This is a genomic window from Rufibacter sp. LB8 (assembly GCF_014876185.1).
GTDB lineage: Bacteria > Bacteroidota > Bacteroidia > Cytophagales > Hymenobacteraceae > Nibribacter.
Genome location: NZ_JADALJ010000001.1, coordinates 771,062 through 796,491, shown reverse-complemented (window position 1 = coordinate 796,491; position 25,430 = coordinate 771,062). Strand labels below are relative to the sequence as shown.

Annotated in this window: 27 protein-coding genes; 16 read left to right on the top strand and 11 right to left on the bottom strand. The window is 50.9% G+C overall.

The features are described from left to right. Positions 1–59 precede the first annotated feature (59 nt). From egtB to IMY23_RS03410, 5 genes are all read left to right on the top strand, one after another. Positions 60–1,355 carry an ergothioneine biosynthesis protein EgtB gene (gene egtB / locus IMY23_RS03430; RefSeq protein WP_192820749.1) on the top strand — a complete coding sequence of 432 codons (1,296 nt, stop codon included), beginning with the start codon at positions 60–62 and terminating at the stop codon, positions 1,353–1,355. 8 nt (positions 1,356–1,363) lie between these two features. Beyond that, on the top strand, positions 1,364–2,368 hold the full coding sequence (egtD, locus tag IMY23_RS03425; RefSeq protein ID WP_192820748.1) for an L-histidine N(alpha)-methyltransferase: 1,005 nt from the start codon (positions 1,364–1,366) through the stop codon (positions 2,366–2,368). Positions 2,369–2,439: 71 nt separating this feature from the next. Continuing rightward, positions 2,440–3,534: a pyridoxal phosphate-dependent aminotransferase gene (locus IMY23_RS03420; protein ID WP_192820747.1), complete on the top strand. Its 1,095-nt coding sequence runs from the start codon at positions 2,440–2,442 to the stop codon at positions 3,532–3,534. 188 nt (positions 3,535–3,722) lie between these two features. Further along, positions 3,723–5,057, top strand: a complete 1,335-nt coding sequence (locus tag IMY23_RS03415) for an MATE family efflux transporter (protein WP_370589818.1) — start codon at positions 3,723–3,725, stop codon at positions 5,055–5,057. Between the two features lie 60 nt (positions 5,058–5,117). After that, a complete protein-coding gene (locus IMY23_RS03410) occupies positions 5,118–5,666 on the top strand; it encodes a DUF922 domain-containing protein (protein ID WP_192820746.1) in 549 nt (182 codons plus the stop codon). Positions 5,667–5,764: 98 nt separating this feature from the next. Here IMY23_RS03410 and IMY23_RS03405 read toward each other — a convergent pair whose 3' ends face one another. Continuing rightward, entirely contained in the window at positions 5,765–7,303 is a 1,539-nt protein-coding gene (locus IMY23_RS03405; RefSeq protein ID WP_192820745.1) for an FAD-dependent oxidoreductase, read from the bottom strand. A 139-nt stretch (positions 7,304–7,442) separates the two neighbouring features. Here IMY23_RS03405 and IMY23_RS03400 point away from each other — a divergent pair, with 139 nt between their 5' ends. Next, entirely contained in the window at positions 7,443–7,781 is a 339-nt protein-coding gene (locus IMY23_RS03400) for a tRNA-binding protein (RefSeq protein WP_192820744.1), read from the top strand. A gap of 3 nt (positions 7,782–7,784) precedes the next feature. Here IMY23_RS03400 and IMY23_RS03395 read toward each other — a convergent pair whose 3' ends face one another. Further along, positions 7,785–8,129, bottom strand: a complete 345-nt coding sequence (locus tag IMY23_RS03395; protein WP_192820743.1) for a DUF4296 domain-containing protein — start codon at positions 8,127–8,129, stop codon at positions 7,785–7,787. Between the two features lie 158 nt (positions 8,130–8,287). On the opposite strand from IMY23_RS03395, the gene IMY23_RS03390 reads away from it, so the two are divergent. The 5 genes from IMY23_RS03390 (at position 8,288) to IMY23_RS03370 (ending at position 12,332) form a co-directional block, all read left to right on the top strand. After that, positions 8,288–9,169 carry a DUF58 domain-containing protein gene (locus IMY23_RS03390; protein ID WP_192820742.1) on the top strand — a complete coding sequence of 294 codons (882 nt, stop codon included), beginning with the start codon at positions 8,288–8,290 and terminating at the stop codon, positions 9,167–9,169. A gap of 68 nt (positions 9,170–9,237) precedes the next feature. After that, positions 9,238–10,185 carry a hypothetical protein gene (locus tag IMY23_RS03385; RefSeq protein ID WP_192820741.1) on the top strand — a complete coding sequence of 316 codons (948 nt, stop codon included), beginning with the start codon at positions 9,238–9,240 and terminating at the stop codon, positions 10,183–10,185. Further along, the gene (locus tag IMY23_RS03380) at positions 10,166–11,212 is read left to right on the top strand and encodes a VWA domain-containing protein (RefSeq protein WP_192820740.1); all 1,047 of its coding nucleotides are present in this window, start codon (positions 10,166–10,168) and stop codon (positions 11,210–11,212) included. The genes IMY23_RS03385 and IMY23_RS03380 overlap by 20 nt, the downstream gene beginning before the upstream one ends. Positions 11,213–11,244: 32 nt before the next feature. Next, positions 11,245–11,925, top strand: a complete 681-nt coding sequence (locus IMY23_RS03375; protein WP_192820739.1) for a YggS family pyridoxal phosphate-dependent enzyme — start codon at positions 11,245–11,247, stop codon at positions 11,923–11,925. 23 nt (positions 11,926–11,948) lie between these two features. Beyond that, positions 11,949–12,332, top strand: a complete 384-nt coding sequence (locus IMY23_RS03370; RefSeq protein ID WP_192820738.1) for a DUF423 domain-containing protein — start codon at positions 11,949–11,951, stop codon at positions 12,330–12,332. 92 nt (positions 12,333–12,424) lie between these two features. On the opposite strand, the gene IMY23_RS03365 is transcribed toward IMY23_RS03370, so the two are convergent. The 3 genes from IMY23_RS03365 to IMY23_RS03355 are packed head-to-tail and all read right to left on the bottom strand — an operon-like array spanning position 12,425 to position 14,803. Continuing rightward, positions 12,425–12,862, bottom strand: a complete 438-nt coding sequence (locus IMY23_RS03365; protein ID WP_192820737.1) for a DUF1573 domain-containing protein — start codon at positions 12,860–12,862, stop codon at positions 12,425–12,427. Positions 12,863–12,917: 55 nt separating this feature from the next. Beyond that, positions 12,918–14,342 (bottom strand): ATP-dependent RecD-like DNA helicase, encoded by a 1,425-nt coding sequence (locus IMY23_RS03360; RefSeq protein WP_192820736.1) that lies wholly within the window; start codon positions 14,340–14,342, stop codon positions 12,918–12,920. Positions 14,343–14,350: 8 nt separating this feature from the next. Beyond that, on the bottom strand, positions 14,351–14,803 hold the full coding sequence (locus IMY23_RS03355; protein WP_192820735.1) for a PaaI family thioesterase: 453 nt from the start codon (positions 14,801–14,803) through the stop codon (positions 14,351–14,353). Positions 14,804–14,841: 38 nt separating this feature from the next. On the opposite strand from IMY23_RS03355, the gene IMY23_RS03350 reads away from it, so the two are divergent. Together IMY23_RS03350 and IMY23_RS03345 are read left to right on the top strand one after the other, a co-directional pair. Beyond that, positions 14,842–15,327: an NUDIX hydrolase gene (locus IMY23_RS03350; RefSeq protein ID WP_192820734.1), complete on the top strand. Its 486-nt coding sequence runs from the start codon at positions 14,842–14,844 to the stop codon at positions 15,325–15,327. Positions 15,328–15,567: 240 nt separating this feature from the next. Then, a complete protein-coding gene (locus IMY23_RS03345) occupies positions 15,568–16,455 on the top strand; it encodes a DUF3822 family protein (protein WP_192820733.1) in 888 nt (295 codons plus the stop codon). Positions 16,456–16,557: 102 nt separating this feature from the next. Here IMY23_RS03345 and IMY23_RS03340 read toward each other — a convergent pair whose 3' ends face one another. From IMY23_RS03340 to IMY23_RS03330, 3 genes are all read right to left on the bottom strand, one after another. After that, positions 16,558–17,190: a cytochrome c oxidase subunit III gene (locus IMY23_RS03340; protein ID WP_192820732.1), complete on the bottom strand. Its 633-nt coding sequence runs from the start codon at positions 17,188–17,190 to the stop codon at positions 16,558–16,560. 165 nt (positions 17,191–17,355) lie between these two features. Beyond that, positions 17,356–17,721 (bottom strand): hypothetical protein, encoded by a 366-nt coding sequence (locus IMY23_RS03335; RefSeq protein ID WP_192820731.1) that lies wholly within the window; start codon positions 17,719–17,721, stop codon positions 17,356–17,358. Then, entirely contained in the window at positions 17,708–17,914 is a 207-nt protein-coding gene (locus IMY23_RS03330; protein ID WP_192820730.1) for a hypothetical protein, read from the bottom strand. Before IMY23_RS03330 ends, IMY23_RS03335 begins: the two co-directional genes overlap by 14 nt. 146 nt (positions 17,915–18,060) lie before the next feature. Between IMY23_RS03330 and IMY23_RS03325 the strand changes: the two genes are divergently transcribed. Further along, the gene (locus IMY23_RS03325) at positions 18,061–18,804 is read left to right on the top strand and encodes a hypothetical protein (protein WP_192820729.1); all 744 of its coding nucleotides are present in this window, start codon (positions 18,061–18,063) and stop codon (positions 18,802–18,804) included. Positions 18,805–18,920: 116 nt separating this feature from the next. Here the strand turns inward: IMY23_RS03325 and IMY23_RS03320 are convergent, their stop codons facing one another. The 3 genes from IMY23_RS03320 to IMY23_RS03310 form a co-directional block, all read right to left on the bottom strand. Continuing rightward, the gene (locus IMY23_RS03320) at positions 18,921–19,334 is read right to left on the bottom strand and encodes a hypothetical protein (protein WP_192820728.1); all 414 of its coding nucleotides are present in this window, start codon (positions 19,332–19,334) and stop codon (positions 18,921–18,923) included. 63 nt (positions 19,335–19,397) lie between these two features. Then, positions 19,398–20,186: an alpha/beta fold hydrolase gene (locus IMY23_RS03315; RefSeq protein ID WP_192820727.1), complete on the bottom strand. Its 789-nt coding sequence runs from the start codon at positions 20,184–20,186 to the stop codon at positions 19,398–19,400. Positions 20,187–20,569: 383 nt separating this feature from the next. Further along, complete coding sequence (locus tag IMY23_RS03310; protein ID WP_192823671.1) at positions 20,570–21,715, bottom strand: DEAD/DEAH box helicase; 1,146 nt, start codon at positions 21,713–21,715, stop codon at positions 20,570–20,572. Between the two features lie 271 nt (positions 21,716–21,986). Between IMY23_RS03310 and IMY23_RS03305 the strand changes: the two genes are divergently transcribed. Next, entirely contained in the window at positions 21,987–23,237 is a 1,251-nt protein-coding gene (locus IMY23_RS03305) for a hypothetical protein (protein ID WP_192820726.1), read from the top strand. A gap of 86 nt (positions 23,238–23,323) precedes the next feature. Then, positions 23,324–25,378, top strand: a complete 2,055-nt coding sequence (gene ligA, locus IMY23_RS03300; protein WP_192820725.1) for an NAD-dependent DNA ligase LigA — start codon at positions 23,324–23,326, stop codon at positions 25,376–25,378. The last annotated feature ends 52 nt before the right edge of the window (positions 25,379–25,430 follow it).

The following is a 25,430-nucleotide window of genomic DNA, read 5'->3' as shown; positions in this document are numbered from 1 at the left end:
TGAAGGTACAACCTTTACGGCAAAATTTAGTTTAGAAAGTACCTACATCAATTTTTACCATGCCGGCAGACCTAAAAAGCGCCTTACCCGACTACCTAGCCAGATTTAAAGCGGTTAGAGCCCAAACCGAGGCACTTTGCGCCCCCCTCACCCCTGAAGACACGGTCATGCAGCCCATGGTAGACGTGAGCCCGCCCAAATGGCACCTGGGCCACACCACCTGGTTTTTTGAGACGTTCGTGCTGGTGCCGTATCTAAAGGAGTACACTTTGTTCCACCCGCAGTTTCCGTTTCTGTTCAACTCGTATTACAACAGCATGGGCAGCCGCGTGGCCCGATCAGACCGGGGCACCTTGTCAAGGCCCGCTATCTCAGAAATTTACGCCTATCGGGCGCATGTGGACCACCACGTGGCCCGCCTGCTGGAAGAGGAAATTGCAGCCTTGCCTTCTAACGCCTGGCCCCTTCTGGAATTAGGCTTGCACCATGAACAACAGCACCAGGAACTCCTGGTTACTGACATAAAGTATATTCTCAGCTGCAACCCGCTCCTGCCCGCCTACCAAAACGCCAGAGAACTTCCCGTTTTTGGGCTCGTTTCTGAAAATGAAGCCAAAAATGAATGGGTCACGGTCAAGGAAGGTCTTTATACCATTGGCTACGACGGCCCAGAATTCCATTTCGACAATGAAGAGCAGGTGCACCAGGTATTTCTGGCGGAGTTCACCGTCAGGAAACATTTGGTGACCAATGGTGAATACCTGGCATTTATAGAAGCCGGCGGCTACGCCGATTTCAGGCATTGGCTGGATGAGGGCTGGCAATTGCTGCAACAAGAAAACTGGCAGGCCCCGCTGTATTGGCTGGAACAGGACGGCCAGTGGTTTCATTTCACCTTGCAGGGTTTGCAGCCGCTGGAGTTAAATGCGCCCGTGACCCACGTAAGTTTCTATGAAGCCCTGGCCTTTGCGCAATGGTCGGGTCACCGCCTGCTCACGGAGTTTGAATGGGAGGCGCTGGCCCAAACATTTGCCAACCCACCCGCCTCTGGTAATTTTCTGGAGGACAATATTTTACAACCGGCCACTGAAACTACATCTGCAGAAGATTCTCACTTACCACAATTGCTGGGCAATGCCTGGGAATGGACGTACAGTGGCTATTTTCCGTACCCAGGATTTAAGACTGCGCCCGGCGCCATTGGCGAATACAACGGCAAATTCATGATCAACCAAATGGTGCTGCGCGGCGGCTCCTGCGCCACGCCAAGGTCCCACATCAGGGCCACTTACCGCAACTTCTTCCACCCAGACAAGCGCTGGCAGTTCACCGGCATCAGGCTGGCTAAAAAATAACGACTTCTATGGCACAAACCGCTACCTCCCATCAGCTGATTAACTTGCTTTCTACCCGCGCCAACAAAGAAAATGGCTTGGCGCAGGATGTTATGCAAGGCCTGCATAAAACCCCCAAACAGCTTTCTTCCCGGTTTTTCTATGATGCCCGCGGCAGCCAGTTGTTTCAGCAGATCATGGATTTGCCCGAGTATTACCTCACCCAGCTGGAATATGAGATTCTGGACCGCCAACGTAAGGAAATCCTGTTTGCGTTTAAGACAGATTCACCGTTTCAGTTGATTGACCTGGGAGCGGGTGATGGGTATAAAACCAAATTATTGCTCCAGGAACTGCAGGCGCAACAGGTGGACTTTTCCTTTGTGCCTCTTGACATTTCGCCCAAACAGGTGGAGGCATTGCTGGCCGAACTCCCAAATGAATTCCCCGGAATAAAGGTGACAAGCTTAGTGGCCGAGTATTTCCAGGGGCTGGCCTGGCTTAACCAGAACAGCCAGACCCGCAAGCTCATATTGTTTCTGGGCTCCAACATCGGCAACTTTGCCCCGGAGGAAGCGCAGCGGTTTTTATGCGAATTGCGGTCGGCGCTGGGGCCTGAGGACCGCGTGCTCATGGGTGTGGACTTGCGCAAGGAACCCGAGAAAATACGGTTGGCCTATGACGATGCCGCCGGGGTGACCGCCGCCTTTAACCTGAATCTGCTGCACCGCATCAACCATGAACTGCAAGCAGATTTCAACCTGGCACAATTCAGCCACTTCGCGGAATATGACCCCATTGAGGGCACCATGAAAAGCTATTTAATCTCCACCCAGGAACAGGAAGTACAGGTGAAGTTAATTGGCCAAACGTTCCATTTTGACGCCTGGGAAGCCATACACACCGAGAATTCTTACAAGTACTCCATCAAGCAGTTAAAAACCATGGCCCAGGCCTGTGATCTGGAAGTGGCAGAAGTTTTCACAGACAGTACCCATGGCTTCGCCGATGTTTTGCTCATGCCCCGTTCCTAAGACAAAATCCGCGTCCAATTTGTAAATGCCTCTGCAATGCGGCAAATTGCTGACTTACAACTATTTGTGCCATGGAATTGATTCCGCTTCATTTGGGGTTTTCCCATTTCAAAACGCCAGCGGTGGCCACGCAGGCCATGCAGGCCGCTTTAGACGAAGGCGTGGCGTATTATGGGCCACATGAAGGAACGCCCACGTTGAGAAACGCCATTGCCCGGCGGTATTTTGAGGACGAAGGAATTCCGCTCCCCGCCGAGCAAGTTTTGGTCACGCACGGCACTAAGCACGCGTTGTATCTGTATTTCAGAAGTTTGCTGAAGCCCAATGACGAGGTGATAGCCTTGGCGCCTTACTGGTTTGCGTTCCCTGAATTAGTGCAGGAAGTAGGTGTCACCCTCATCGCGGTGCCGGCAAACCCCGAGAAAAACTACCAATTGCCCTTGGAGAATCTAAAAAAGGCCATCACCCCCAATACCCGGCTTCTGATTCTCACCAACCCCGGCAACCCCACGGGCAAAGTTTACTCCTTACCCGAACTGGAAGCCGTGGCGCAGTTGCTGGAGACCCACCCAAACCTACACGTGTTGTCAGATGAAATTTATGACGGCTTGGTGTATGACAAACCCATGCACAGCTTTCTTCGGTTTGAGCACCTACGAGAAAGAATTGCGGTGGTGAACGGTTTCTCCAAATCCTTTGCCATGGCCGGCTGGCGGGTGGGGTATTTAATTGCGCCTATGCCTATTATTACCAAAGCCACGGCCTTGCAGCAGAAACTCATTAGCGGCGTGTCGCCGCTTAACCAGGCCGGGGCCACGGCGGTTCTGCAGCAGCGGCACCAAATTTGGGAAGGTTTCCGGGATGAACTTTTAGCCAAAAGAATTAAAACCGCCAACGTGTTAAGACAACTGCCTAATATGCAATTCTATCTACCGGACGCGGGCTATTATTTTACCTTAGATGTCTCTGGCTATCTGAAACCAAAACAGGAAAACTCACCTTATATCCTAGTTGAAGAATGGGCGGCGGCTTTAAAAGAACAGGTCGGCCTTGAGGTTCTACCCGGCACCGACATGGGCATGCCCACCGCCGTCAGGATGTCTTTTGGGTTACCAGATGATCTTTTAGATAGTGCCCTGCAACATTTGAAAGCCTTTCTTTCCTGATGGAGTTAATTCCCGTTTTCGGGCTCATTTCTGGAAATGAGCCCGAAAACGGGAATTGAAACCTACCGATATTCTAAAGTTTCGGGTTCAGAATAAATAAACCACCACAGCTTTTCAAACAGGAAATGAATCTGCCCAACTGGGAAATTACCCGTACTTTTGCGGTTCATTTTAAGTAGGTCAATCCTGTGATTTTTTCCGCTAAGTACCGTCAGCATTACAAGAGCACTTTTTGGTTGGCTTATCCGGTGGTCTTGAGCCAGATGGGGCATATTCTGGTAAGTGTGGCCGACAGTGTGATGGCGGGCAGGATTGGCACTACCCAGTTGGCAGCGGCTTCTTTGGGCAACAGCATCTTCACGATAACCTTGGTGTTTGGGCTTGGCATTTCCTTTTCCATCACGCCGCTGGTGGCCCGCGCCGATGGCCGCAAAAACCACACGCGTATTGCCCTGGTCTTGCTCAACGGCCTTATTCTGAACACCTTGATTGGCGTGTTGCTCTTTGGTTTGTTTTACGGCCTCTCCCCGCTCATCCATCTCCTGAAACAGCCCGAGGAAGTCGCGGCCCTGGCCATTCCGTACGTGAACATCTTATTTCTGTCCATGGTGCCGCTCATGGTGTTTCAGGCGTTCAAGCAGTTTGCTGAAGGTTTGTCCATCACCAAGCAGTCTATGTACATCTCCATTTTCGCGAACGTGGTAAACGTGGGCCTGAACTATGTCTTGATTTACGGTAAACTGGGGTTTCCTGCCTTAGGCTTGAATGGCGCGGCCTGGGCCACGCTCATTTCCAGAATATTAATGGCGATCATGTTGGCGGCCTATGTGCTGCTGGCTCCAAGGTTTAATCGGTACACCTATTACCTCAAGAAATCCAGCGTGTCTTGGGCGCACATGTACAGTATGTTCAAACTGGGCTTGCCCATTTCAATGCAGATGATTTTTGAGATGGGTGCGTTCAGCTTTTCGGCGGTGATGATTGGCTGGTTGGGCGCCCGTGAATTGGCCGCGCACCAGATTGCGCTCAACGTGGCCTCTGTAACTTATATGATGGCCAGCGGCATTTCGGCGGCCGCCACCATTAGGGTGGGCAAGCTGCGCGGCGCCGGTGACCGGCACGGCATGCATGAAGCGGGCTACAGCAGCATGATTCTGGGCATTTTGTTCATGGCGGTGGCGGCCAGCCTGATCATTCTTAGCAAAGATTTGATCCCGGCGTTTTATGTAAAAGATGTGTCGGTACATGCCCTGGCTTCGCAGCTGTTGATTATTGCGGCCATTTTTCAGCTGTCAGACGGCCTGCAGGTGGTGGGACTGGGTGCTTTGCGAGGCCTGGAAGACGTGAAGGTGCCCAGCATGATCTCGCTCCTCTCCTATTGGCTGATTGCCTTGCCCGTGGGGTATGCGTTAGGGTTTTGGGCGGGATTTGGAGCCATCGGCGTCTGGATGGGGCTGTTCACGGGCTTGACCATTGCCGCTTTGCTGCTGTTTTTGCGTTTTAAAAAGTTAAGCCCTAAATAATTCTGAAATACTGGCTGGGCAGGAAACTCGTTTCAAAAACAGGTGGTTACCCAAACAGCTATGATGATCACTATTTTAACCATCTGGTACAGCAGTCTGTTTTTGGCCTCTGTTCCGGAAACAGCGCCTAAACCAGCTTCTCCTTCCGCAGACATTCCCTGGGCTCCGCAGAAGCGCCTCACCTGGAACGACTTCGCCGGGGAACCTGCCCCTGAGAATAGTCACCACGCGCTCACCTCCACCAACATGGAGATGAAAGTGAAGTGCGAAGACAACCAGCTCAAGTTTAAGGTGGAGGCCGTTTTCAACCCCAGGGAATCCTGGACCCGGAACAAGAATTCGGCTGAATTATTAGCGCATGAACAACTGCATTTTGATTTAACCGAACTGCACGCCCGCCAACTCAGAAAGCGCCTCTCCACCCTCACCAATGCCTGCCAAAAAGGAGCCGCAGACTTAAACCGCTATGCCACTCAGGCGTTTGACAACTGGCACAAAGAGCAGGACCAATACGATAAAGAAAGCCGCCATGGCCTTGACCAGGAAGTGCAGGAACGCTGGATGGCTTCAGTAGAGGAACGGTTTCTCCAACTGGAAGCCTTTAAATAGTTGGTTGAATTATATAACAAGAAAGCCCAAAACAGGAAATGCGCCCTTGAATAGGCGCATTTCCTGTTTTGGGCTTTCACTTTAATTCTAATTAAGCGTTATAATTTCTCCAAATCTTTAGTAGCTGGCCCGGCCACCACTTTCCCGAAGGGATCAAACCGAGATCCATGGCAAGGACAATCCCAAGAATTCTCTGAGGCGTTCCAGTCAACCATACAGCCCAGGTGAGTGCAGACCGCGGAGCATTCGTGCTTGTTCCCTTGCGGGTCACAATAGACCGCCACTTTAGACATACCTTTCTGCACCACCGCACCAGTTCCGGGGGCAATCTCTTCTTTGGCAGAAGTGCCGGGCTTGAGCCAGTCAAAGTACTGGCCGGCCACGTTCAGGTTTTCTTTCAGGAATTCTTTGGCCGTGTCTAGTGACAACGTAACCCTGCCCGGGTCATACAGGTTTTCCCAGGGGTTGGCTTTCTTCAAAATCAAGTCTGTGATTAGTATACCGGCTATAGTGCCGTGGGTCATGCCGTGACCGGAGTCACCGGTGGCAATGTAGACGGTCTTGATGTCTCCGGGATTCCGGCCGATGTAGCCTAAATAATCAATGGGTTCCATTACTTGTCCAGACCATTGAAAGAGGCGCTCCTGCACCATCGGGAATTTCTGGCGGGTCCAATCTTCCAGGCAGGTGCAGCGTTCGTTTTCATCAGTGGAACTTTGGCCGGTTTTATGGTCTTCGCCGCCTACAATCAAAACTTCTGAATCTTGGTTTCCATCTCCCGCTATTTTAGCCAGGCGCACATAGTGGTAAGGGTCAGAATCGTCCCAATACAAAGCGGTGGGCACGCTGCCTTTGGGTACTTTGAGGCCCACCACGTAGGTGCGGTACGGTGATTGTTTGGTGTGCATGGTCACGAAATCATTCACCGGGGTATTGGTGCAGACCACCAGGTGATTGGCTGTTACGGCAAAACCCGCATCGGTGACGGCTCTGTGCACCACCCCGGTATCAAATTCCTTTACGTGGCTGTGGGTATAGATTTCGCCGCCATGTTCCAGAATATAACGGGCTATTACTTCTAAATACTTGGTGGGGTGAAACTGCGCCTGGTTGGGGAATTCAAGGCAAGGGCCGCTGCTCACCGAATGCAAAGGACACTGTTTCAATTTGACCACGTCTGTGATGCCCAAAGACCGGCAGGCTTCCAGTTCTTCGTCCAGCTGGTTTTCCGTGTCAGTGGCTCCTAAGAAAAGGTAGCCGGGCAGCCATTCAAATTCGCAGTCTATCTTTTCATCTTTAATGATTTGCTCAATCTGCTTGATGGCATCACTGTGGCTTTGGTAGGCCAATAAGGCGTTGGCTTTGCCATGCACCTGAATCAATTTGGAATACCGGTCGTCTAAGGCCCAGGAAAGGTGCGCGGTGGTGCGGCTGGTTTCGCCGCCGCAGATATCTTTGGCTTCCAGCACGGTTACTTTGCAGCCGGCTTTAGTAAGTAAATAAGCGGTGGTGAGCCCAGAGATGCCCGCCCCTACCACACAGACATCGGTGGTGACGTGGGCAGCCAAAGGTTGCGTTGTGGGCATGGTCACGCCCGGTTGCCAGACAGAAAGAGAAGTTCCAGTGTTGTTTTTCATAGTAGCGCAGTTTGAATCAGGCTCAAGGGAATGGCCTTGTGTCTAGAAGCGTACGCATACTGCAAGGGGCTGGTTTTGCCGCGGAGGTTTTCAGGTTTGTGAGGACTCTGCCAAGTTTTTACCTTCGCACAAAAACGACATGGAAAATCTGATTACCTGGGAGCAGTTTGAAGCGGTGGACCTGCGCGTGGGTACCATTGTGAAAGCTGAGGATTTTCCAGAAGCGCGCAAGCCGGCCTATAAACTCTGGATAGATTTAGGAGCCTTGGGCATAAAAAAATCAAGCGCGCAAATCACCCATCATTATACCACAGAGGCATTGCCAGGCAGGCAGGTAATTTGCGTGACCAACTTCCCTAAAAAACAAATTGGCCCCTGGCTGTCTGAAGTGCTGGTAACCGGCTTTTCTGATGAAAACGGACACATTGTGCTGGCTCAACCCGCGGCCGGGGTGCCCAATGGCCAGAAATTGATTTAACAATTAAGGCAGCAGAGCTGGCCTGGATAAAGTGGGTGTGGGCGGAGCTGGCGTAACGGACCCATCCTTGGGCATCAGTTTTGACTCTTGCAGGCTGAGGCTGTCAATGATGCGCTCGTAGAGTTTGTCCATTTCAGCGGGGTGTTTCAGGTAAAAATCATACGAGTGCCTGAAGGCGCTGTCAGAGACGCCGTGCTTTTTCAGAATGTCTTTGCTGGCAAATCTGAACGTGGCCTTGGCGGTGTCCTGGTGCAGGATGGTGCGGCCAATGCGGGCCTCGGTGAGGTGAATGTCCAGGAGAATATTCGTCATGGTATCTTCGGGCAACATATCCTGGGGTTTTTCCAAAGTTTCTCCGCACGAAAGCATCACCAAAGAAAGCAACAGAGAGCACAGTCGTTTTTTCACGCGGTTGTCAGTAAGATTAGGTAATTTTAAACGTTGTTTGGTTTAAGCTACGCCCAACGGCAAACAAGCTCTAAACGCTGCACAAACCTTTTTGGTACATGAAAGACCTGGTCAGGAAGCTGCGAAAGTACGAGATACAGATAAGAAAGGCAATTGACGCCCAAATGCAGGGCGACTTCAAGTCTGTGTTCAAGAGTTCCGGCCTGGAGTTTGATGACGTGCGCGCTTACCAATACGGCGATGACGTGCGCTCCATTGACTGGAACGTAACGGCCAAAGGGCACGGAACCTTCGTGAAAACCTACCGCGAAGAGAAAGAGCAGAACGTGTTCATACTGTTAGACGTGAGCGGTTCCCAGGCCTTGGGCACTCCCGGTAGCCAGAAAATGGACATTGGCAAGGAAATTAGCGGCATTCTGGCGTTGGCCTCCATTAAGCAAGGCAGTCAGCTGGGCATGATCTGTTTTTCAGATGGCAAAGAGCGATACCTTCGGCCTGGCAAAGGCAATGACCATGCCTATGCGTTGATCAAAGCCCTGGCCGAACTCCAACCTGTCTCCAACAAAACGCATATTGGCGCGGGCATCAAGCTGGCGCTCAACGTGGTCAAGCGCAAAAGCATCATCATCCTGATTTCAGATTTTATTGACCTGGACTATGAACGTGAATTGATCATGCTGGCCAAAAAGCATGACCTCATTGTGTTGCAGCTCATGGACCGGCGGGAGACTACTTTCCCCAGCCTGGGCATTGTGCCGTTGCTGGATAAGGAAACCGGCAAGACCATCTGGATCAACACTTCCTCTTCGGCTTTCAAGGAAAAATATTTATTGCCCTACGCGCAGAACCAGGAAAAACTGGCCAAGCTCTGTCGCCAATACCAGGCAGATTTCCTGCCTATTTATGTGGAACAAGATTACGTGCCGCAGTTGGTGAACCTGTTCAGGGCCAGAAACAAAATCATGAAACGAAGTGCCTAACCCTCATTTCCGTTTTCGGGCTCATTTCTGGAAATGAGCCCGAAAACGGAAAAAATCATGAAGATACTTTGCTGAACAACTATAAAATAGACGGCACTTTAAGGAAGACCCTAAGTTTTCTGGCTTTGCTGTGGCTTCCTTTTTTTGCTGCAGGGCAAGTTCCCAAGGTACAGGTAGACGGGTACTTTCTGCGTGATTCTGTGGAGCTGGGCCAAACGGTAAGGTATGTGCTGTTAAGCCGGCACGCCCCTCAGGCCGAGGTAGTGTTTCCAGACTCTTCTTTCAAATTCGCGCCGTTTGAGTTGGTGAACAAAGAGTACTTCACCACCCGCACCCAGAACGGCCTGAGCACCGACAGCACTGTCTACACCTTGCGCACTTTTCAGTTGCAGCCAGTGCAGCGCCTGCAACTGCAAGTGCTGCTTTTCCTAAACGGAGACTCGTTGCAACTTGCTACCAAACCAGACTCAGTGGTATTGGTGCAGCACGTGACCGCCGTGGCAGATGCTTTGCCTTTGAAAGCGAATACACCGTTGCAATACGTGCCTGAAAAATTCAACTATTTGTATTGGAGCTTAGGTTTGGTGGCGGCGGCGGTTTTTTTCACGGCTATCTGGGCCTTGTTCGGGAAAAGTTTGAACACCCGGTATAAGTTGTATGTCTTGCGAAAAGACCAGGCCCAGTTCCAGTCAAGGTTTAACAACGCGAAGGAACGGTTCAGGCGCCTGAAAACCATGGAACCGCTGGAGCGCGCCATCACGCTTTGGAAAAATTACCTCACCAAGTTGGAGGAAGAGGAAATCAGTTCGTTCACCACCAAAGAAATCACCACGTTTTATGAAGAAGACGAGCGCGTGAGCAACACCCTCAAAGTCTGCGACCGCGCCATTTACGGCAATATTATCTCAGATGATGAAAATGAAGTGGCCCAAGCTCTATCACAACTAGCTGAATTCGCGGCCACCCGTTATACCTTAATAAGAGACTCCCTGCGCCATGTGGCAAACATCCGCTGATATTTCCTGGCTGAGCCTCAAATGGTTTTCGTGGCAAACCTGGCAAAACTTTGACTGGGAAAACCCCGGCTATCTGTATGCCTTGCTGGGTGTGCCCGTGTTGTTTCTGCTGCGTTGGCTTCTTCACCTGAAGTTCCGGAAAAAGCTGGACGTGGCCCTGTTTGAAGGCAAGGCCACCTGGCACTGGACCAGCGTGCTCCGTTACGTGCCAGATGTGGTGTTTGGGTTGTTCCTGATGCTGGTGCTGGTGGCGCTGGCCCGTCCGCAGAAAACAGATGAAACCATTGAACTTGCCGCCGAAGGCATTGACATTGTGCTGGTGCTGGACGTGTCAGGCTCCATGGAACTCACAGATTTCTCGCCCAACCGCCTGGAAGCCGCCAAAAAAGTGGCCCTGGAATTTATTGAGGGCCGCGTGCAGGACCGTATTGGTTTGGTGGTGTTTGCCGGAAGGGCGTATTCGTTGGCCCCGCTCACCACAGATTATGCACTGCTGAAGGAAAGCATCAGAAACATAAAATTGAACATGATTTCGGAAGACGGTACCGCCATTGGCAGCGCGCTGGCCGTGGCCATTAACCGGTTGCGGGAATCCACCTCCAAATCAAAGGTCTGTATTTTGATCAGTGATGGCGAAAATACTGCCGGCAGCCTGGACCCTGAGTTGGCCGCGCAACTGGCCCATGCTTTTCAATTGAAGTTGTACACGGTGGGCATTGGCAAGGAAGGCACGGTGCAACTGGCAGATTCAGCCGGGCAGGCAATGACCATTCAGACAGGCCTGGAGGAAAAAACACTGAGGCAACTGGCTGAATTGTCTGAGGGCCAGTTCTTCCGGGCGCAGGATGCCGGGGCGCTGGCCCAGATTTTTCAGCGCATCAATACCCTGGAGAAAACCGTTGTGAAAGAAACCCGCTTCAGAGACACTAAAGACTATTACCAGATTTACCTCCGGTGGGCCATTCTCTTGCTGTTGCTTTGGCTATTACTCAAGAACACGTTCTTCACCAACGCACTGGAAGATTGATTGCCAGGCGTTGATTCTTACTACTTTACTTTATGTCTATTACAGAAAACATAATTGAATTTCAGGACAAACTGAAAGACACTGACTGCCAGCTGATTGCCGTGTCCAAAACCCACCCGGTAGAGGCCATTCAGGAAGCCTATGCCGCTGGGCAGCGCGCCTTCGGGGAAAACAAGGTGCAGGAAATGGCCGCCAAATACCCAGAGTTGCCGCAGGACATTGAATGGCACTTGATTGGGCATTTGCAGACGAACAAAGTAAAATACATCGCGCCCTTTGTGCACCTGATTCAGTCCGTTGACAGCTTGAAATTGCTGCAGGAAATAGACAAGCAAGGGCAGAAAAACAACCGGGTCATCAATTGTTTGCTACAGTTTTATATTGCCGAAGAAGATTCCAAAACCGGTCTCTCGCTGGCTGAAGCACATGAACTTTTGCGGTCTGAAGCCTTCCAAAATATGCAACATGTTCGCATTAGCGGCGTGATGGGTATTGCTACCTACACCTCAGACACGGCACACTTGCAACGTGAATTCAAGCAGCTTCGCTCCTACTTTGAGGACTTGCGGAACGAGTTTTTTTCCATCGCTCCTTTCTTTAAGGAAATCTCCATGGGCATGAGCTCAGACTACCAATTGGCCGTGCAGGAAGGTAGCACTATGGTACGAGTGGGCAGCGCCATTTTCGGAAACCGGAATTACCCAACAACTTAACTTCAACTAAATCATTCTAACCAATGAGCATTAAAACCATATTGATTCTGGGCGCTTTGATAAGCGCCGTGGGCGTGATGATTGGAGCCTTCGGGGCACACGGTCTGGCTAAACTCCTCACCGAAACCAACCGCACCGCCACTTTTGAGACCGCCGTGAAATACCAGATGTACCACGCGCTGGGCTTGCTACTGGTGGGTATTCTCATGGCGCAGTTCCCCGCCGCCACCGGCTTGTCCATCTCAGGCATTTGCTTTATGATTGGCATCCTGATTTTCTCGGGTTCCTTGTATGTGCTGTGCCTCACGGGCGTCACATGGCTGGGGGCCATCACCCCCATTGGCGGGCTTTTCCTGATTGGCGGCTGGCTCAACATGGTTTGGGTATTGGCTAAAAACCTGCCGTAAGGTCATAATTTCCTGTAAAAATACGAGGGCTCTTCTACCGTGTAGAAGAGCCCTCGTATTTGGCCTCATTTCCAGAAATGAGCCCGAAAACGCTAATTCACGGTGGTCAGAATATTGGTTTTGATGAAAACCTGGGCCGAGCCCTGCACGGCGTTGGAGTCAATGGTGATTACTTTGTTCTGAGGTCCTTTCTTGCCGGCGCTGTTGAATCTGGCAGTGAGGCTGGCCGTTTGGCCGGGTTGTATGGCTGTCTTTGGATAATCAGTGGCCGTGCAGCCGCAGGTAGTGCGCACGTTTTTAATGACCAAAGGCTGCGATCCGTTGTTGGTGAACGTAAAGGTATGTTCCACCACGTCGCCTTGCTTGATGTTCCCGAAATCAAACTTTTCTTCCTCCAACTGAATGGACGGGCCTTCCACCACTTTTGGCGCTACAACCGCTGGGGTTGCCAGAGAATCTGGGGCGGTTTGGGCAAAGGCGGCCGCGGTACCAAAGACCAGAAAAGCCGCGCAAAGAGAAAGTGTTTTCATATTCATAGCACTCAAAGTAAGTGGTGTAAGAACGTTAATTTCCTAAAGATACAGATTACTCCTCAACCACCGGTTGGTCTTCCAGCAGTTGTTTGTTGAAGTTGACCAGAAACAACTGCTCAGACGCCCTGGTAGTGGCCGTATACAGCCAACGTGCGAATTCAGTGTTCACCATGTCTTCTTTCAGAAAACCGTGGTCCACAAAAACGGCCTGCCATTGCCCCCCCTGGGCCTTGTGGCACGTTAAGGCGTAAGCAAATTTAACTTGCAGCGCGTTGAGATATTTGTCCTGACGCATTTCCTGGGAGCGCACGCGTTTGTTGGCAATGTGCATGTAATCTTGCAAGACCAAATTATACAGCTCCTTGTTCTTGTCGGCGGGCAACGCCGGCGACTCAGAATACAGCGTGTCCATCATAATTTTGGTGTCCAGTTCCTCCTCCTGCGGGTAATCTACAAAGCGTATGCGCACATCGGCGAAGCGCATGTTGTACATCTCCTCAAACCGAATGATCTTGGTGATTTCCACGAAGTCGCCGTTGGCCATGAAGCCGATGTTGGAGTCTTTGGGCAGCCAGGAATAGTTGTTGCGCACAATCATGAGATAATCGCCCACACCAATCTCGTCCTCGGCAAAGAAAATCTGCCGCCTGATGTGCTGATTGTAGAGGTTTGCGTTCTTATTGGATCGGCAGATGACCGTGGTGTTGTCAATCCCAAATTTGTCATAGGCGTAGCGCAAGCCGTCTTCCAGCTTGTCGCCGCGCATAGAGAAAATGTCTTTGTAGCCTTTGGTGGAGAACGTAAGCGCCGGGGTTTCATTCAAGAGCTCGTTGCGCAGGCGAGTGGCGTTCATCAAAATACCGGAAGCCTCGGCCTGCCGCATTACCTGGCGCATCTCCATCTCATGCACGGTGCATTTGAAATTATTTCGCATGTAACCGGCATCCAGTGACGGGCTCAAAGCCTGGTTTACGGGCGGCAACTGGGCGGTATCCCCAATGAGCAAGAGTTTGTTGCTTGGTTTCTCAAACACGTAGCCCATTAAATCCTGCAGCAGCCCGTTATCACCAAACGCTTTTTCATCAGAGATCATGGAGGCTTCATCTACAATGTAGACCACATTCTCGCTCTTGTTGGGCATGCGCGCAAAGGCCAGGCCATCTGAATACGGGTTGGCGGTCTGCTTGTAGATTTTCTTGTGGATGGTGGAAGCCGGCTTGCCCGAGTAGGTGGCCATCACCTTCGCGGCCCGGCCGGTGGGCGCCAATAGCACGTATTTGTAGCCGAATTTGTTTAGAATCTTCACCAGAGAACTCACCACGGTGGTCTTACCGGTACCCGCAAAGCCTTTCAGCAGAAAAACTTCCGGCAGGCCGGTTTTGCGCAGAATGAACTGATCCAGCTTCTGGAAAAGCGTGTCCTGATCCTGCGTGGGAGTAAACGGAAAATTCTGACGAAGCGCGTCGGCTGGGCTCATAGCGGTAGTTAGGCGGGTTTCTGGTCATGGGGCTGAATGGTGGCCATGGTGGAGGAGGCCTTGGCGATGAGGGTCTGCTGGCCCTGCCCGTCTATACTAAAGATCTCAGCTTCGCAAAAGTTCAACTTACGGCCCTGTTTCAAGACCCAGCCTTTGGCAAAGAGCGCCTCGCCCACCCCAGGGTTCAGATACGATACGCGCAAATCTGCCGTGACCACATGGTGTTCTTTGGGCACCAGGCTCACGGCGGCAAAACCCATCACAATGTCGGCAATGGTGGCAATGACGCCGCCGTGCGCAAAGCCTTTGTGCTGTTTGTGCTTCTCCTCCAGTTGCAATCTACCCTCAATCAGGCCTATTTCTATGGTTTCTATGGTAAAACCCAGCAAATGCATGTAAAATTGTCGCTGAAGTTTCTCTTTGACCGTATTCTTAAAGTCTGGATTAAACGTTTGCATCATCTGGCAAAAGTACGGCCTTGGCGCCTGCCTCACAACCTATGGAGAATTTACATCCGTTCGCGGAGAATTATAGCTATAAAACCAGAACACGCGTGTGCGGCCTGCTGGTACAAGACAACAAACTGCTGCTGGCCCGCCACAAGGCCGCCTTTGGCGAAGGCGTTTTCTGGATGCCCCCCGGCGGCGGCCTGGAATACGGCGAAAAAGTGAAAGACTGCCTCCGGCGCGAATTTTTGGAGGAAACCGGCCTGCACGTGGAGCCCGTGAGGTTCCTGTACCTGAATGAATTCCTGAAACCGCCCCTGCACGCCCTGGAATTGTTTTTTGAAGTCAGACTTATCTCCGGTCAACTAGCCCTGGGCACTGACCCAGAACATAATGCTGAATCACAATTACTGGAGGAAGTTAAATTCCTGACCACCAAAGAGCTCTATCAAATAAAGCCCCAAGAAACGCACCCCATTCTGCATAACCTGGTGAACCTAGACGATTTGTTTATTCCCAAGCATTCCTTCCTGGATTAATTCGTCTTACTATTTTTCCGTTTTCGGGCTCATTTCCAGAAATGAGCCCGAAAACGGATTTTCCCTTGCGAGGCAAAAAAATTTTAAAGATTTCCAGACCCGTTCTAAATCAGCGCACTACCTGCGGCTTTTGCTTGGTAGCCAAAAGACCAATCTAGGCACAATAGGTAAAAATCTGTATTATTGTGGTGCGGTCCTGAAATCACTGGGGCCGGTCGTCACCCTTTTAGCTTTTGCCTTTTGAACAATCCGGTTTCGGCCTTTAAACAAACCCAGCGTGTTTCTGATGATGCCTTTGACGCATCGGCGCCGGAAAACGCGTGCCTGTACCTCACCTTTGGGGCGCACCGCATTCGGTTGGGCGTGCTGGACCAGGCCAGAAATAAATTCATTGCGCTGGAAGATTATGAGGCGGCGGGCGTGACCACCGTGGCCGGCGCCATTGCCGCCCTTGAAAATCTGGCGCAAACCAACCCCATTCTGCAAAAACGGAACTGGAGCCTGGTGCGCATTGGCATCAAAAACCAGCAGTTCACGCTTATTCCGGAGACGCTCTTTGACGTCAACGCCCGCGAGGAATACCTAAAACTGAACGCTGTGGTGGAACCCGGCCAGGAACAAGTGCACCATTACGCGCACCCCCGGCTGGAACTCATGAACGTGTTCACGGCTCCCGTTGCGCTGGAGGCCTGGGCAGCCTCGCATTTCCAGAACACCAGGGTGGAGTTTGTGCACCAGACCTCGGCGCTCATGGAAGGTTTTCTGCACATGGCCGAACGCAGCGGCAAGCCCAAGCTGTACATTTACGTAGATAAAAATTACCTCACGCTGGTGGTGTTGCAAGGGTTGCGCCTGGAGTTTTGCAATTCGTTTTACTTCACGTCTTATGAAGATTTCATCTATTTTGTCTTGTTTGTGCTGCAGGAAAAAAAGATGAACCCAGAGCAGGACCAAGTGTTTGTGTGGGGCGAACTCATGCACAACTCAGAACTGCATGATGTGCTCCGGAAATACATCAAGCACGTGCACTTCGGGAAAAGACCACAGGCTGTGGGCTACAGCTACCGCCTGGATGCCCTTTTTGAACATAGAAACTTTGACCTCTACAGCCTGCACCTCTGCGGCTAGCTTCTAGATTTTCTTTAATCTATAAAACAAGGATTCCCGTTTTCGGGCTCATTTTCAGAAATGAGCCCAAAACGGGAATTCTTGTTTATATAATATTGCCTGCTAGAGCGCGAAGAGGAAAACGAAATACAAACCTATCCAAACCGCGTCCAGAAAATGCCAGTAGCTGCGTAGCATCTCTAGTTGCATTTTCCGGAAGGGGTCTCTGATGAATACCAGCGTTCTGATGGGGTCTTTTGAGGCCCGGTTATTCTTCAGGAACAGGAAAGCCAAAAACGCCAGGCCACCCGCCACGTGCAGCAGGTGCAGTGCCGAGAGCAGATACAGGAAGGTGCCGATGGTCTGTCCTTTAAAAAAAACCTGTTGGGTGGTCAGTTCATACCAGGCCACCACCTGCGCCACCGTAAACAGAACGCCCAGGCTAAGGGCGCCCAGCAACCGGCGGTTCATGCGTACTAAATCATCTTGTTTATAGAAATCAGGTACCTGGTGCATAAAAAAACCGCTGACCAGCAACAGCACCGTACTCACCGAAAACAGTTTGGGCAGCGCAATGGATTTGCCCGGCGGCAACTGACCAAGGTCTGACAAGAAAATGAAGATAAGAATGAAGAACAGCACCCCCATGCCGGCCATGCTGAGGTACAGCAGCATCTTTAAAAGCGGTACTTTCTCAATGCGCTCAAACCGGGACAGCTTTCCGGCGCCTATCTTGTTTTGATTTTCAGAATTCATGTGCTACCTACTTCCTCTCAAAGCCTGCCAGACCAAAGTCTGTTTACCCTATAATACCCTGTGACACAGGAGAATGTTTTGCCCAATTTTCTAAAAAGATGCAGAATTTCTCCTTTTGGTTGCATGTTTATTCCTCGCCGAAAACGATGGGCAGACGTGTGTGGCTTACTTTCGTTTAAACCACGAACCAACTTTGCCAAACACCGCCTGCGCCGTAATTCTGGGAGTGGTGCCGCTGCCCAGTTCCACGTAAGTTTTGCTGTTGACCCGCACATCTAGCACTATGCCAGCATCAAACAATTGCCGACAAAGTTTGTTGGCTTTCTCCAATTTAGCCACCAACCCTCCAGAAGATTTATCAACGGAAGGTGGCAGCACGTTTTCCAGCACGCGCTCCAAGGCCTGGTGGTCCTGGAAATTAACCAGCACATAGTTCTCGTCTGCCACCACCTGCACCTGGTCTTCCAGCACCGTAACCAACAACCTGGCTGATATAGTAAACGGAAAAGCGCCCATCTTATTTCTGATCAAGGCCGGTGGAGGTGGCTTTTAAGTTCAACTGACCGTTGAGGCGCCATTCACCGGGTTGGCCTTGCGGGCCCGGGCCCTGCAGGGAGACGTTGTTGAATTCCAGGCTCAGGTCGGTTTGCTGCGCCTTGAGTTTCTCCAGTAACAGGCTGGCCAGTTGTGACAGTTTCTCAATGGGTTCAGAAGTATTTTCCATGGGTTTGTTTCTCTTTTAAGGATAATACGCCAGCAGATGCGCTCAGTTTCTGATTCCTGCCTTAGTACAAAAACCCGGGTATATCTTTGCCCTAGCCTTTCACGTATAAATGCCAACTTATGGCCGGGCTGTTCCTGGTGCTTTCTATGAAAACTAACTTCTACTTCTTTATCGCGAGTTTTTTGTGCCTGTTTTTGGGTATGGCGGGGAACCCCGCCGAGGCGCAGAATTGTGCCAACCCGCTGGGCTTGACCAAAAACACGGAGTTTGTGTACCAGGTCACTGACAAAGGCAAGAACAGAGGAACCCTCAACAACAAAGTACTGCAGCAGGCATCAGACGCCAAGGGCCACTTTATCACCACCTTTAAGTCCACCCGCATGGGCAATAACAAACGCACCGAAAACGCCGAGGAATTTACCATCAGGTGCGTGGGCGACACCCTGTATTTAGACGCCATGATGCTGATGCGGGAACAAGCCCTGAAAGCTTTTGAAGGAAAGGACTTTGATTACATACGCAAAGACGTGGCCTACCCCCAGAACCTGCAGGTAGGCATGACCCTGCCAAATGGAAAATTAGGAGTTCGGGTACGGTCAGCCTCTGCCACCATCACCCAGGTTTCCATGACCGCCACTGACCGCAAAGTGATTGCCCAGGAAAAAATCACCACGCCTGCCGGTACCTTTGACACCTACAAAATCAGTTACCAGTATGTGGTGCATTTAGATGCGCTGGGCATGCCCCTGCGCGATGTGTACCAGGTGGAGGAGCATTTTTCTCTAGAGCACGGCATAGTTAAAGTACAGTTCTTCACCAAGAGAGGCAAAAAAGCAAAGGGAATGGAATTGATTTCTAAACGAAGCCCGGTGCAGGCGCTGCAAAACTAGCGATCCTCCTTTTCAAGAATTGACTCACCAGATAGGACTTATTCCGAAAAAATATTCAAGCTAATTAAAAAGCAATCGCCCGGTCTTTACAGGAGGCCGGGCGATTGCTTTTAGGTTTACACCATGTGCAGGGAAAGCCACTCAGAGGCAGTTTCCTTCGTTTCAAAAGACCGGACGTGCAATAGTTCCTGCACCTGTTTTTTGAAAAGCTCAAAAGACCGTTTCCCGAATATTCCCGGCGACAGCACGTGCGCAAAATACACCACACCTAAGTCGCGGGCCGCGGGCGCCCACTTATAGGCCAGATAAGGCACTCCTTCTTCCCAGGGACCAATCAGTTCATGGTTACTGTTCAGAATGGCGACGCATGGCTTTTCTTTCAGCATCGCCAAAAGCAATCCACCGCCCAGCACAATGGTTTCCAACGACTGAATCCCAATCCAGTTAACGTAGATAAACGAATTATCCGGGGACCGTTCGGCTTCAAAATAAACATCACCGTTTGCCTTCTTTAATTCCTTTCTCTTCATTCAACCGCGTGTGTCACTTCTAATGTCAACAATTCACTAATCTGTACTAATACAAAAGGCACGTTACAGAAAGGCCTTGATGGCCGCAATGGTTTCCTCTGGCGCGCTAAGATTGGGGCAATGGCCGGTGGCTTTTAAAACAACCAAGGTACTTTGGGGCACTTGCTGGTGCATGTATTCGCCTACCTCAACAGGGGCAATCACATCTTCTGAACACTGCAGAATGAGAGATGGGACTTTAAGGTTCTGTAAATCTGCCCGGTTGTCTGAGAGAAAGGTGATGCGGGCAAACTCTTTGGCGATGGTTTCATTGCTTTGGCAAAAGCTTTGGGCCAGTTCCCGGCCTAATTCGGGTTTGTCTGGGTTGCCCATAATCACGGGCGCAATGGAATTGGACCAGGCCAGATAATCGCTGTCCAGGGAATTCAACAGACCGTCAATGCCTTCCTGGGTGAAACCGCCCACGTAGTTGTCATCATTGATATACCTGGGCGAAGGCCCAATCAAGACCAGTTTAGAGAACCTATCTGGCTCCAGCACCGAGGCCAGCACGCCTATCATGGCACTCACCGAATGCCCCACAAAAATGACGTTTTCCAGCTCCAGCTCTTCGCAAATCTCCAGAATGTCTACCGCGTATGACTGCAGCGACGAATATCTTTCCAGCACATAAGCCGACGTGTCTGCCTTGCCAAACCCAACGTGGTCAAACAAGATGATTTTGTAGTCTTCTTCAAAGGCCGGGGTGATATAGCGCCACATGCTCTGGTCACAGCCATAGCCGTGGGCAAACAGCATGGGCTTCTGGCCTTTGCCAATAATCTTTACATTGTTCCTTTTAAGTGCATTCATATTGTGGGGGCAATATTTAATAGTTTTTCGCCTAATTGGCGCGTTGCCCAATATAGAATTTTGATTCCTAAATCCATCTGTTTTCAGGCTTGTTTCTGGAAATACAGGCAAAAACATGGGCTTTGTTTAACCAATTTTATAGAAGAATAAACAAGGCGCGGCATTTGGGTTTGTCCCACGCAGACAAAGTTATTCCTTTCATTTCAGCGGAAAATCCAAAATAAGAACCGGTTAAATTGTGTATCAAGAAAAAATATTCAGGCCTTTTCTCTTTTATTAAACATAGTATTTCTTGTGGACTTATACAGAAATGCAAAAGCCGTTTTTGTGCTCATTTCTGAAAATGAGCACAAAAACGGCTTGCTATAAAAGCTAATTATTTACTAATATCCCTTTAAATCAATTTCCTCCATTTCCTTTATGGGAATGGTGCGTTTTGTCTGTTTCTGGATGATTTTGAAATGGTGCGCATCTTCTGGGGTGACCAGAGTGAGCGCTTCACCGGTGGCCCCTGCCCTACCCGTGCGGCCTATGCGGTGAATGTAGTCTTTGGAAGACCGTGGCAAATCATAGTTGATCACAAAGGGCAATTGCTCAATGTCAATGCCCCTGGCGGCTAGGTCGGTGGCAACCAACGCGGTCACCTTGCCTCTTTTGAACAAGGCCAGGGCCTCAGTTCTGGCGCCCTGGCTTTTGCCGCTGTGCAAAGCCACTGCTTTTATGCCGTTGTTGCCTAGCTTGGTCACCAAATGGTCTGCCCGTTGGGTAGCCGACACAAAAATTAACACCTGTGGCATTTTCTGTTCTTTGATGAGCCAGCGCAAGAAGGGGCCTTTCTTTTCAGAGGGCACGGCATAGGCTTGCTCCGTTATTTGAGCAGCTTCTAAAGGGTCCTCGGGTTGAATTTCTACCAATACGGGTTGGTCCAGCAAGGTTTCCTGAATGGCGTTGACTTTGGCGTCTAGGGTAGCCGAAAACAAGAGGTTCTGCCGTTTCTTGGGAAGCAGCGCCAGAATCTGCCGAAGTTCCTGCTCAAAGCCCAGGTTCAGCATTTTGTCGGCCTCGTCCAGCACCAGGGTTTCCACGTCTGACAGTTGCACGGCCTTATTGTCTACTAAATCCAGCAGGCGGCCGGGCGTGGCCACCAGAATGTCGGTGCCCTGCAGTTTCATCATCTGGGGGTTGATGGACACGCCGCCAAACACCGCCAGGGTTTTTATTTGGATGGGCATGTGCGCGTTCACGGCCAGGAATACCTCGCCCACCTGCAAAGCCAGTTCACGGGTGGGTACCAGCACCAGTACTTTCACATGTCTGTTTTTAAAGGCGCGGTTGGTTTGGGTCTTTTCCAGCAAAGGCAAGGCATAAGCCGCTGTTTTGCCCGAGCCTGTTTGCGCAATCCCCAGCAAATCTTTCCCTTTTAAGACATACGGAATGGCTTCTTTTTGCACGGGCGTAGGCACCGTATACCCTTGCTTGGTTGCGCCTTTGACCACCGCCCCAGACAACCCTAATTCTTTGAACGACATAGTGACTCCACTGTTAAACGAATGGTAAAGGTACAGGTATTGCCGCAGGAAAGCAGCAGCCAGCCAGATTTCCTGGCTTAGCAACAGTTTTCCTGCTACCATTTTCCGTTTTCGGGCTCATTTCCAGAAATGAGCCCGAAAACGGAAATCTTTAGGATTAGGTCATATTCATAAAGCATTTCATGCACTTTAGCAGCATATTTTTCTTCAGGTTAAATACAGAAACTACTATATTGAATCCCCAAACCTTCTGCCCTTTTTTAAGTTCTGTATGTTACAAGAAGTACCCGCGCTGGCGTTCTGGAGACCCTGGAAGAAATTGCTGTTCCGTTTTTTTGCCACCTATTTCACCCTTTACATTGCCACGCAGTCGTTCTTCTTTTTGTGGGACCCCATCATTGATTTTCTAGCCGAAAGCGTGCTCCATTTGCCCGGTCCCATCACCGTGAAACCCAACGGCAGCGGTGACACCACTTACAATTATGTGCAGGTGCTGGGCATCTTCTTAGTAGCTATTTTAGGCACAGTCCTTTGGTCAATACTAGATAGAAAACGCCACAATTATGACAAGCTGCTGTACTGGAGCATGGTGTTGGTGCGGTATTCTCTGGCCATGGCCATGGTGAGTTACGGTTTCTCTAAAATTATCAAAACCCAGTTTCCGTTTCCGGTGCCGTATTCCTTGTTTCAGCCGCTGGGCTGGAGTTCGCCCATGGGCCTGGTCTGGAAGTTCATGGGGTTCTCCACGGGCTACAACTATTTCACGGGCCTGGCTGAGGCGTTGGGCGGTGTGTTACTTTTCTTTCGGCGCACGGCCACATTTGGGGCGCTGCTTTCTGCGGCGGTGTTGGCCAACATTGTGGCCCTCAATTTCTTCTTTGATGTCCCTGTGAAACTGTATTCTTCGCATTTGTTGGCCATGGCCCTCTTTGTGGCGGCACCTGATTTAAAACGATTGGTTTCCTTCTTTTTCCTGAACAAATCGGTGCCTGCCACTACCCTTCCGGCCGCCTTCAAAAAGCCCTGGATGCAGAAAACCCGGCTCATTTTGAAAGTGTCTTTACTGGTGTTCTTCTTCTACAAAAGCGTAGTCGACCGACTTTTCACCCAGAAAACTTACGGCGATGCCGCGCCTAAAATTGCCCTGCACGGCGCTTATACAGTGGAAACCTTCACATTCAACGGTGATACCTTGCCGCCCCTTACAACAGATTCTGTGCGCTGGAAAAACCTGTTTGTGAACCACCACCAGTTCCTTTCTACCCAAGCCATGAATGACTCTGTGCGCCATTTGAGGGTGCAGCTGGATTCAACGCAAAAAATAATCTCCTGGACCTCGGCCTCAGATTCCACCAAAAAAAGCCGGTTGCGGTACCAGTTGGTGCATAAAAATCAGCTGAAACTAACTGGGCATGTAGGCAAAGATTCCGTGACTATGCAGCTGCGCAGAATTGATCTGCAGAAACTACCCTTGGTAAGCCGTGACTTTCATTGGGTGAATGAATACCCGTATAACAGGTAGAAACTCCCCTCCTGTTTTAGGAGGGGTTGGGGGTGGTACATGAAGCTTTTCCTTATCTTTACCTTCCGTTAAAACCACCACCCGCCATGCCTGAGCAGAACCCTGAAGCCCGCATTTTAGAGCTGACCAACCGCCTGAATTACCTCAATTACCAATATTATCAGAACAGCGTCTCAGAAGTGTCTGATTATGAGTTTGACCAGATGCTGGTGGAACTTCAGAAACTGGAGGAAGCGCATCCTGAATTCAGGTCAGAGAACTCGCCCACGCAGCGGGTGGGCGGCACCATCACCAAGAACTTCCCGACGGTGAAGCACAAGTACCCCATGCTCTCATTGGGCAACACGTACTCAGAAGACGAGGTGCGGGAATTTGACAACCGCGTGCAGAAAGCCATTGGCGGGGCCGTGGAGTATGTCTGTGAATTGAAGTTCGATGGCGTGGCCCTGAGTCTTACGTATACCAACGGAGCCTTGACCGCCGGTGTCACCCGCGGCGACGGAACCCGCGGCGATGACATCACGCCCAATGTGCGCACCATCAAAACCATACCGTTGCACCTGCACGGCCAAGACATTCCGGCTGAAGTGGAAATTCGCGGTGAGGTGTTTATGCCATTCAACGTGTTTGAGGAACTGAACAAAGAGCGCGAGGAAATAGGTGAAGCCTTGATGGCCAACCCCAGAAACGCCACTTCGGGCACGCTCAAACTCCAGGATTCCAAAGAAGTAGCCCGCCGAAGACTCAGCATGTTCGCATACAGCTTGTTGAGCACGCCGCCGCTGTTTGAGAGCCATTCACAGGGCTTGGAGGCCTTGCAGCGCTGGGGGTTGAACGTGTCGCCTACGTGGCGGGTGTGCGGATCTATAGAGGAGGTGATGGCGTTTATTCAGGAATGGGAAACCAAACGCTTTGAACTGCCCATTGCTACTGACGGGATTGTGGTGAAGGTGAATTCCTTCGCGCAGCAGGAAGAACTGGGCTTTACGGCCAAAAGTCCGCGCTGGGCCATGGCCTACAAATACAAGGCAGCTGAGGCCATGACCGAACTGCTGGAGATTGAGTACAACGTAGGCAGAACCGGGGCCGTGACGCCGGTGGCCATTATGAAACCAGTGCTGCTGGCCGGTACCACGGTTAAGCGCGCCTCATTGCATAACGCCAATGAAATAGAACGGCTGGGCCTGATGCTTCATGACCGCGTGGTGGTGGAGAAAGGCGGCGAAATCATCCCTAAAGTCACGGCGGTGAAAACCGAACTCCGGCCCGAGAACGCGCAAGCAATAGTCTACCCCACCACCTGCCCCGCCTGCCAAACGCCCTTGGTGCGCACCGAAGGGGAAGCCAACCATTACTGTCCCAATGAAAAAGGCTGTCCGCCGCAGGTCAAAGGCAAACTGGAGCATTTTATCAGCCGCAAAGCCATGAACATTATGAGTCTGGGCGAAGGCAAAATTGAGTTGCTGGTGGAACGCGGCATGGTTACCAGCCCAGACCATTTGTATGACCTCACCTATGACACGCTGTTTGGGCTTAAGAAAACGTTTTTGAACGAGGAAACCGGTAAAAGCCGCGTGGTCACGTTCCAGAAAACCACGGTAGACAATATCTTGGCAGCGCTGGAGAAATCAAAGGAGGCTCCGTTTGACCGCGTTTTGTTTGCGCTGGGTATAAGATTTGTGGGCAATACGGTGGCCCAGAAGCTGGCGCAGCATTTCCGGAACGTTGACGCCTTGATGGCCGCCTCTGAGGAAGAGTTGATTGCCGTGCCGGAGATTGGGGCCAGAATTGCGGCTTCGGTGCGGGAGTATTTCCAGGATGTGGCCAACCTGCATCTGGTGGAGCGCCTTAAAACCCACGGCCTGCAAATGGACCTGGGCGAATTGGTGGTGGCAGAACCGCTCTCTGATAAATTGGCGGGGCACACGTTTCTGGTGTCGGGAGTGTTCAGTGGTTATTCCCGGGAGGAACTGCAGGACACCATCATCGCGAACGGCGGCAAACTGGTGAGCTCCATCTCCAAGAAACTTTCTTACCTGGTGGCCGGCGAAAAAATGGGACCAAGCAAACTGGAGAAAGCCACAGCATTGGGCGTGAACATCATCTCTGAAGAAGAATTCAACCAACTGATTCAGGCGTAAAAATCCTGTAGCTTTAACCTGAATTTTCTGTTTTCGGGCTCATTTCTGGAAA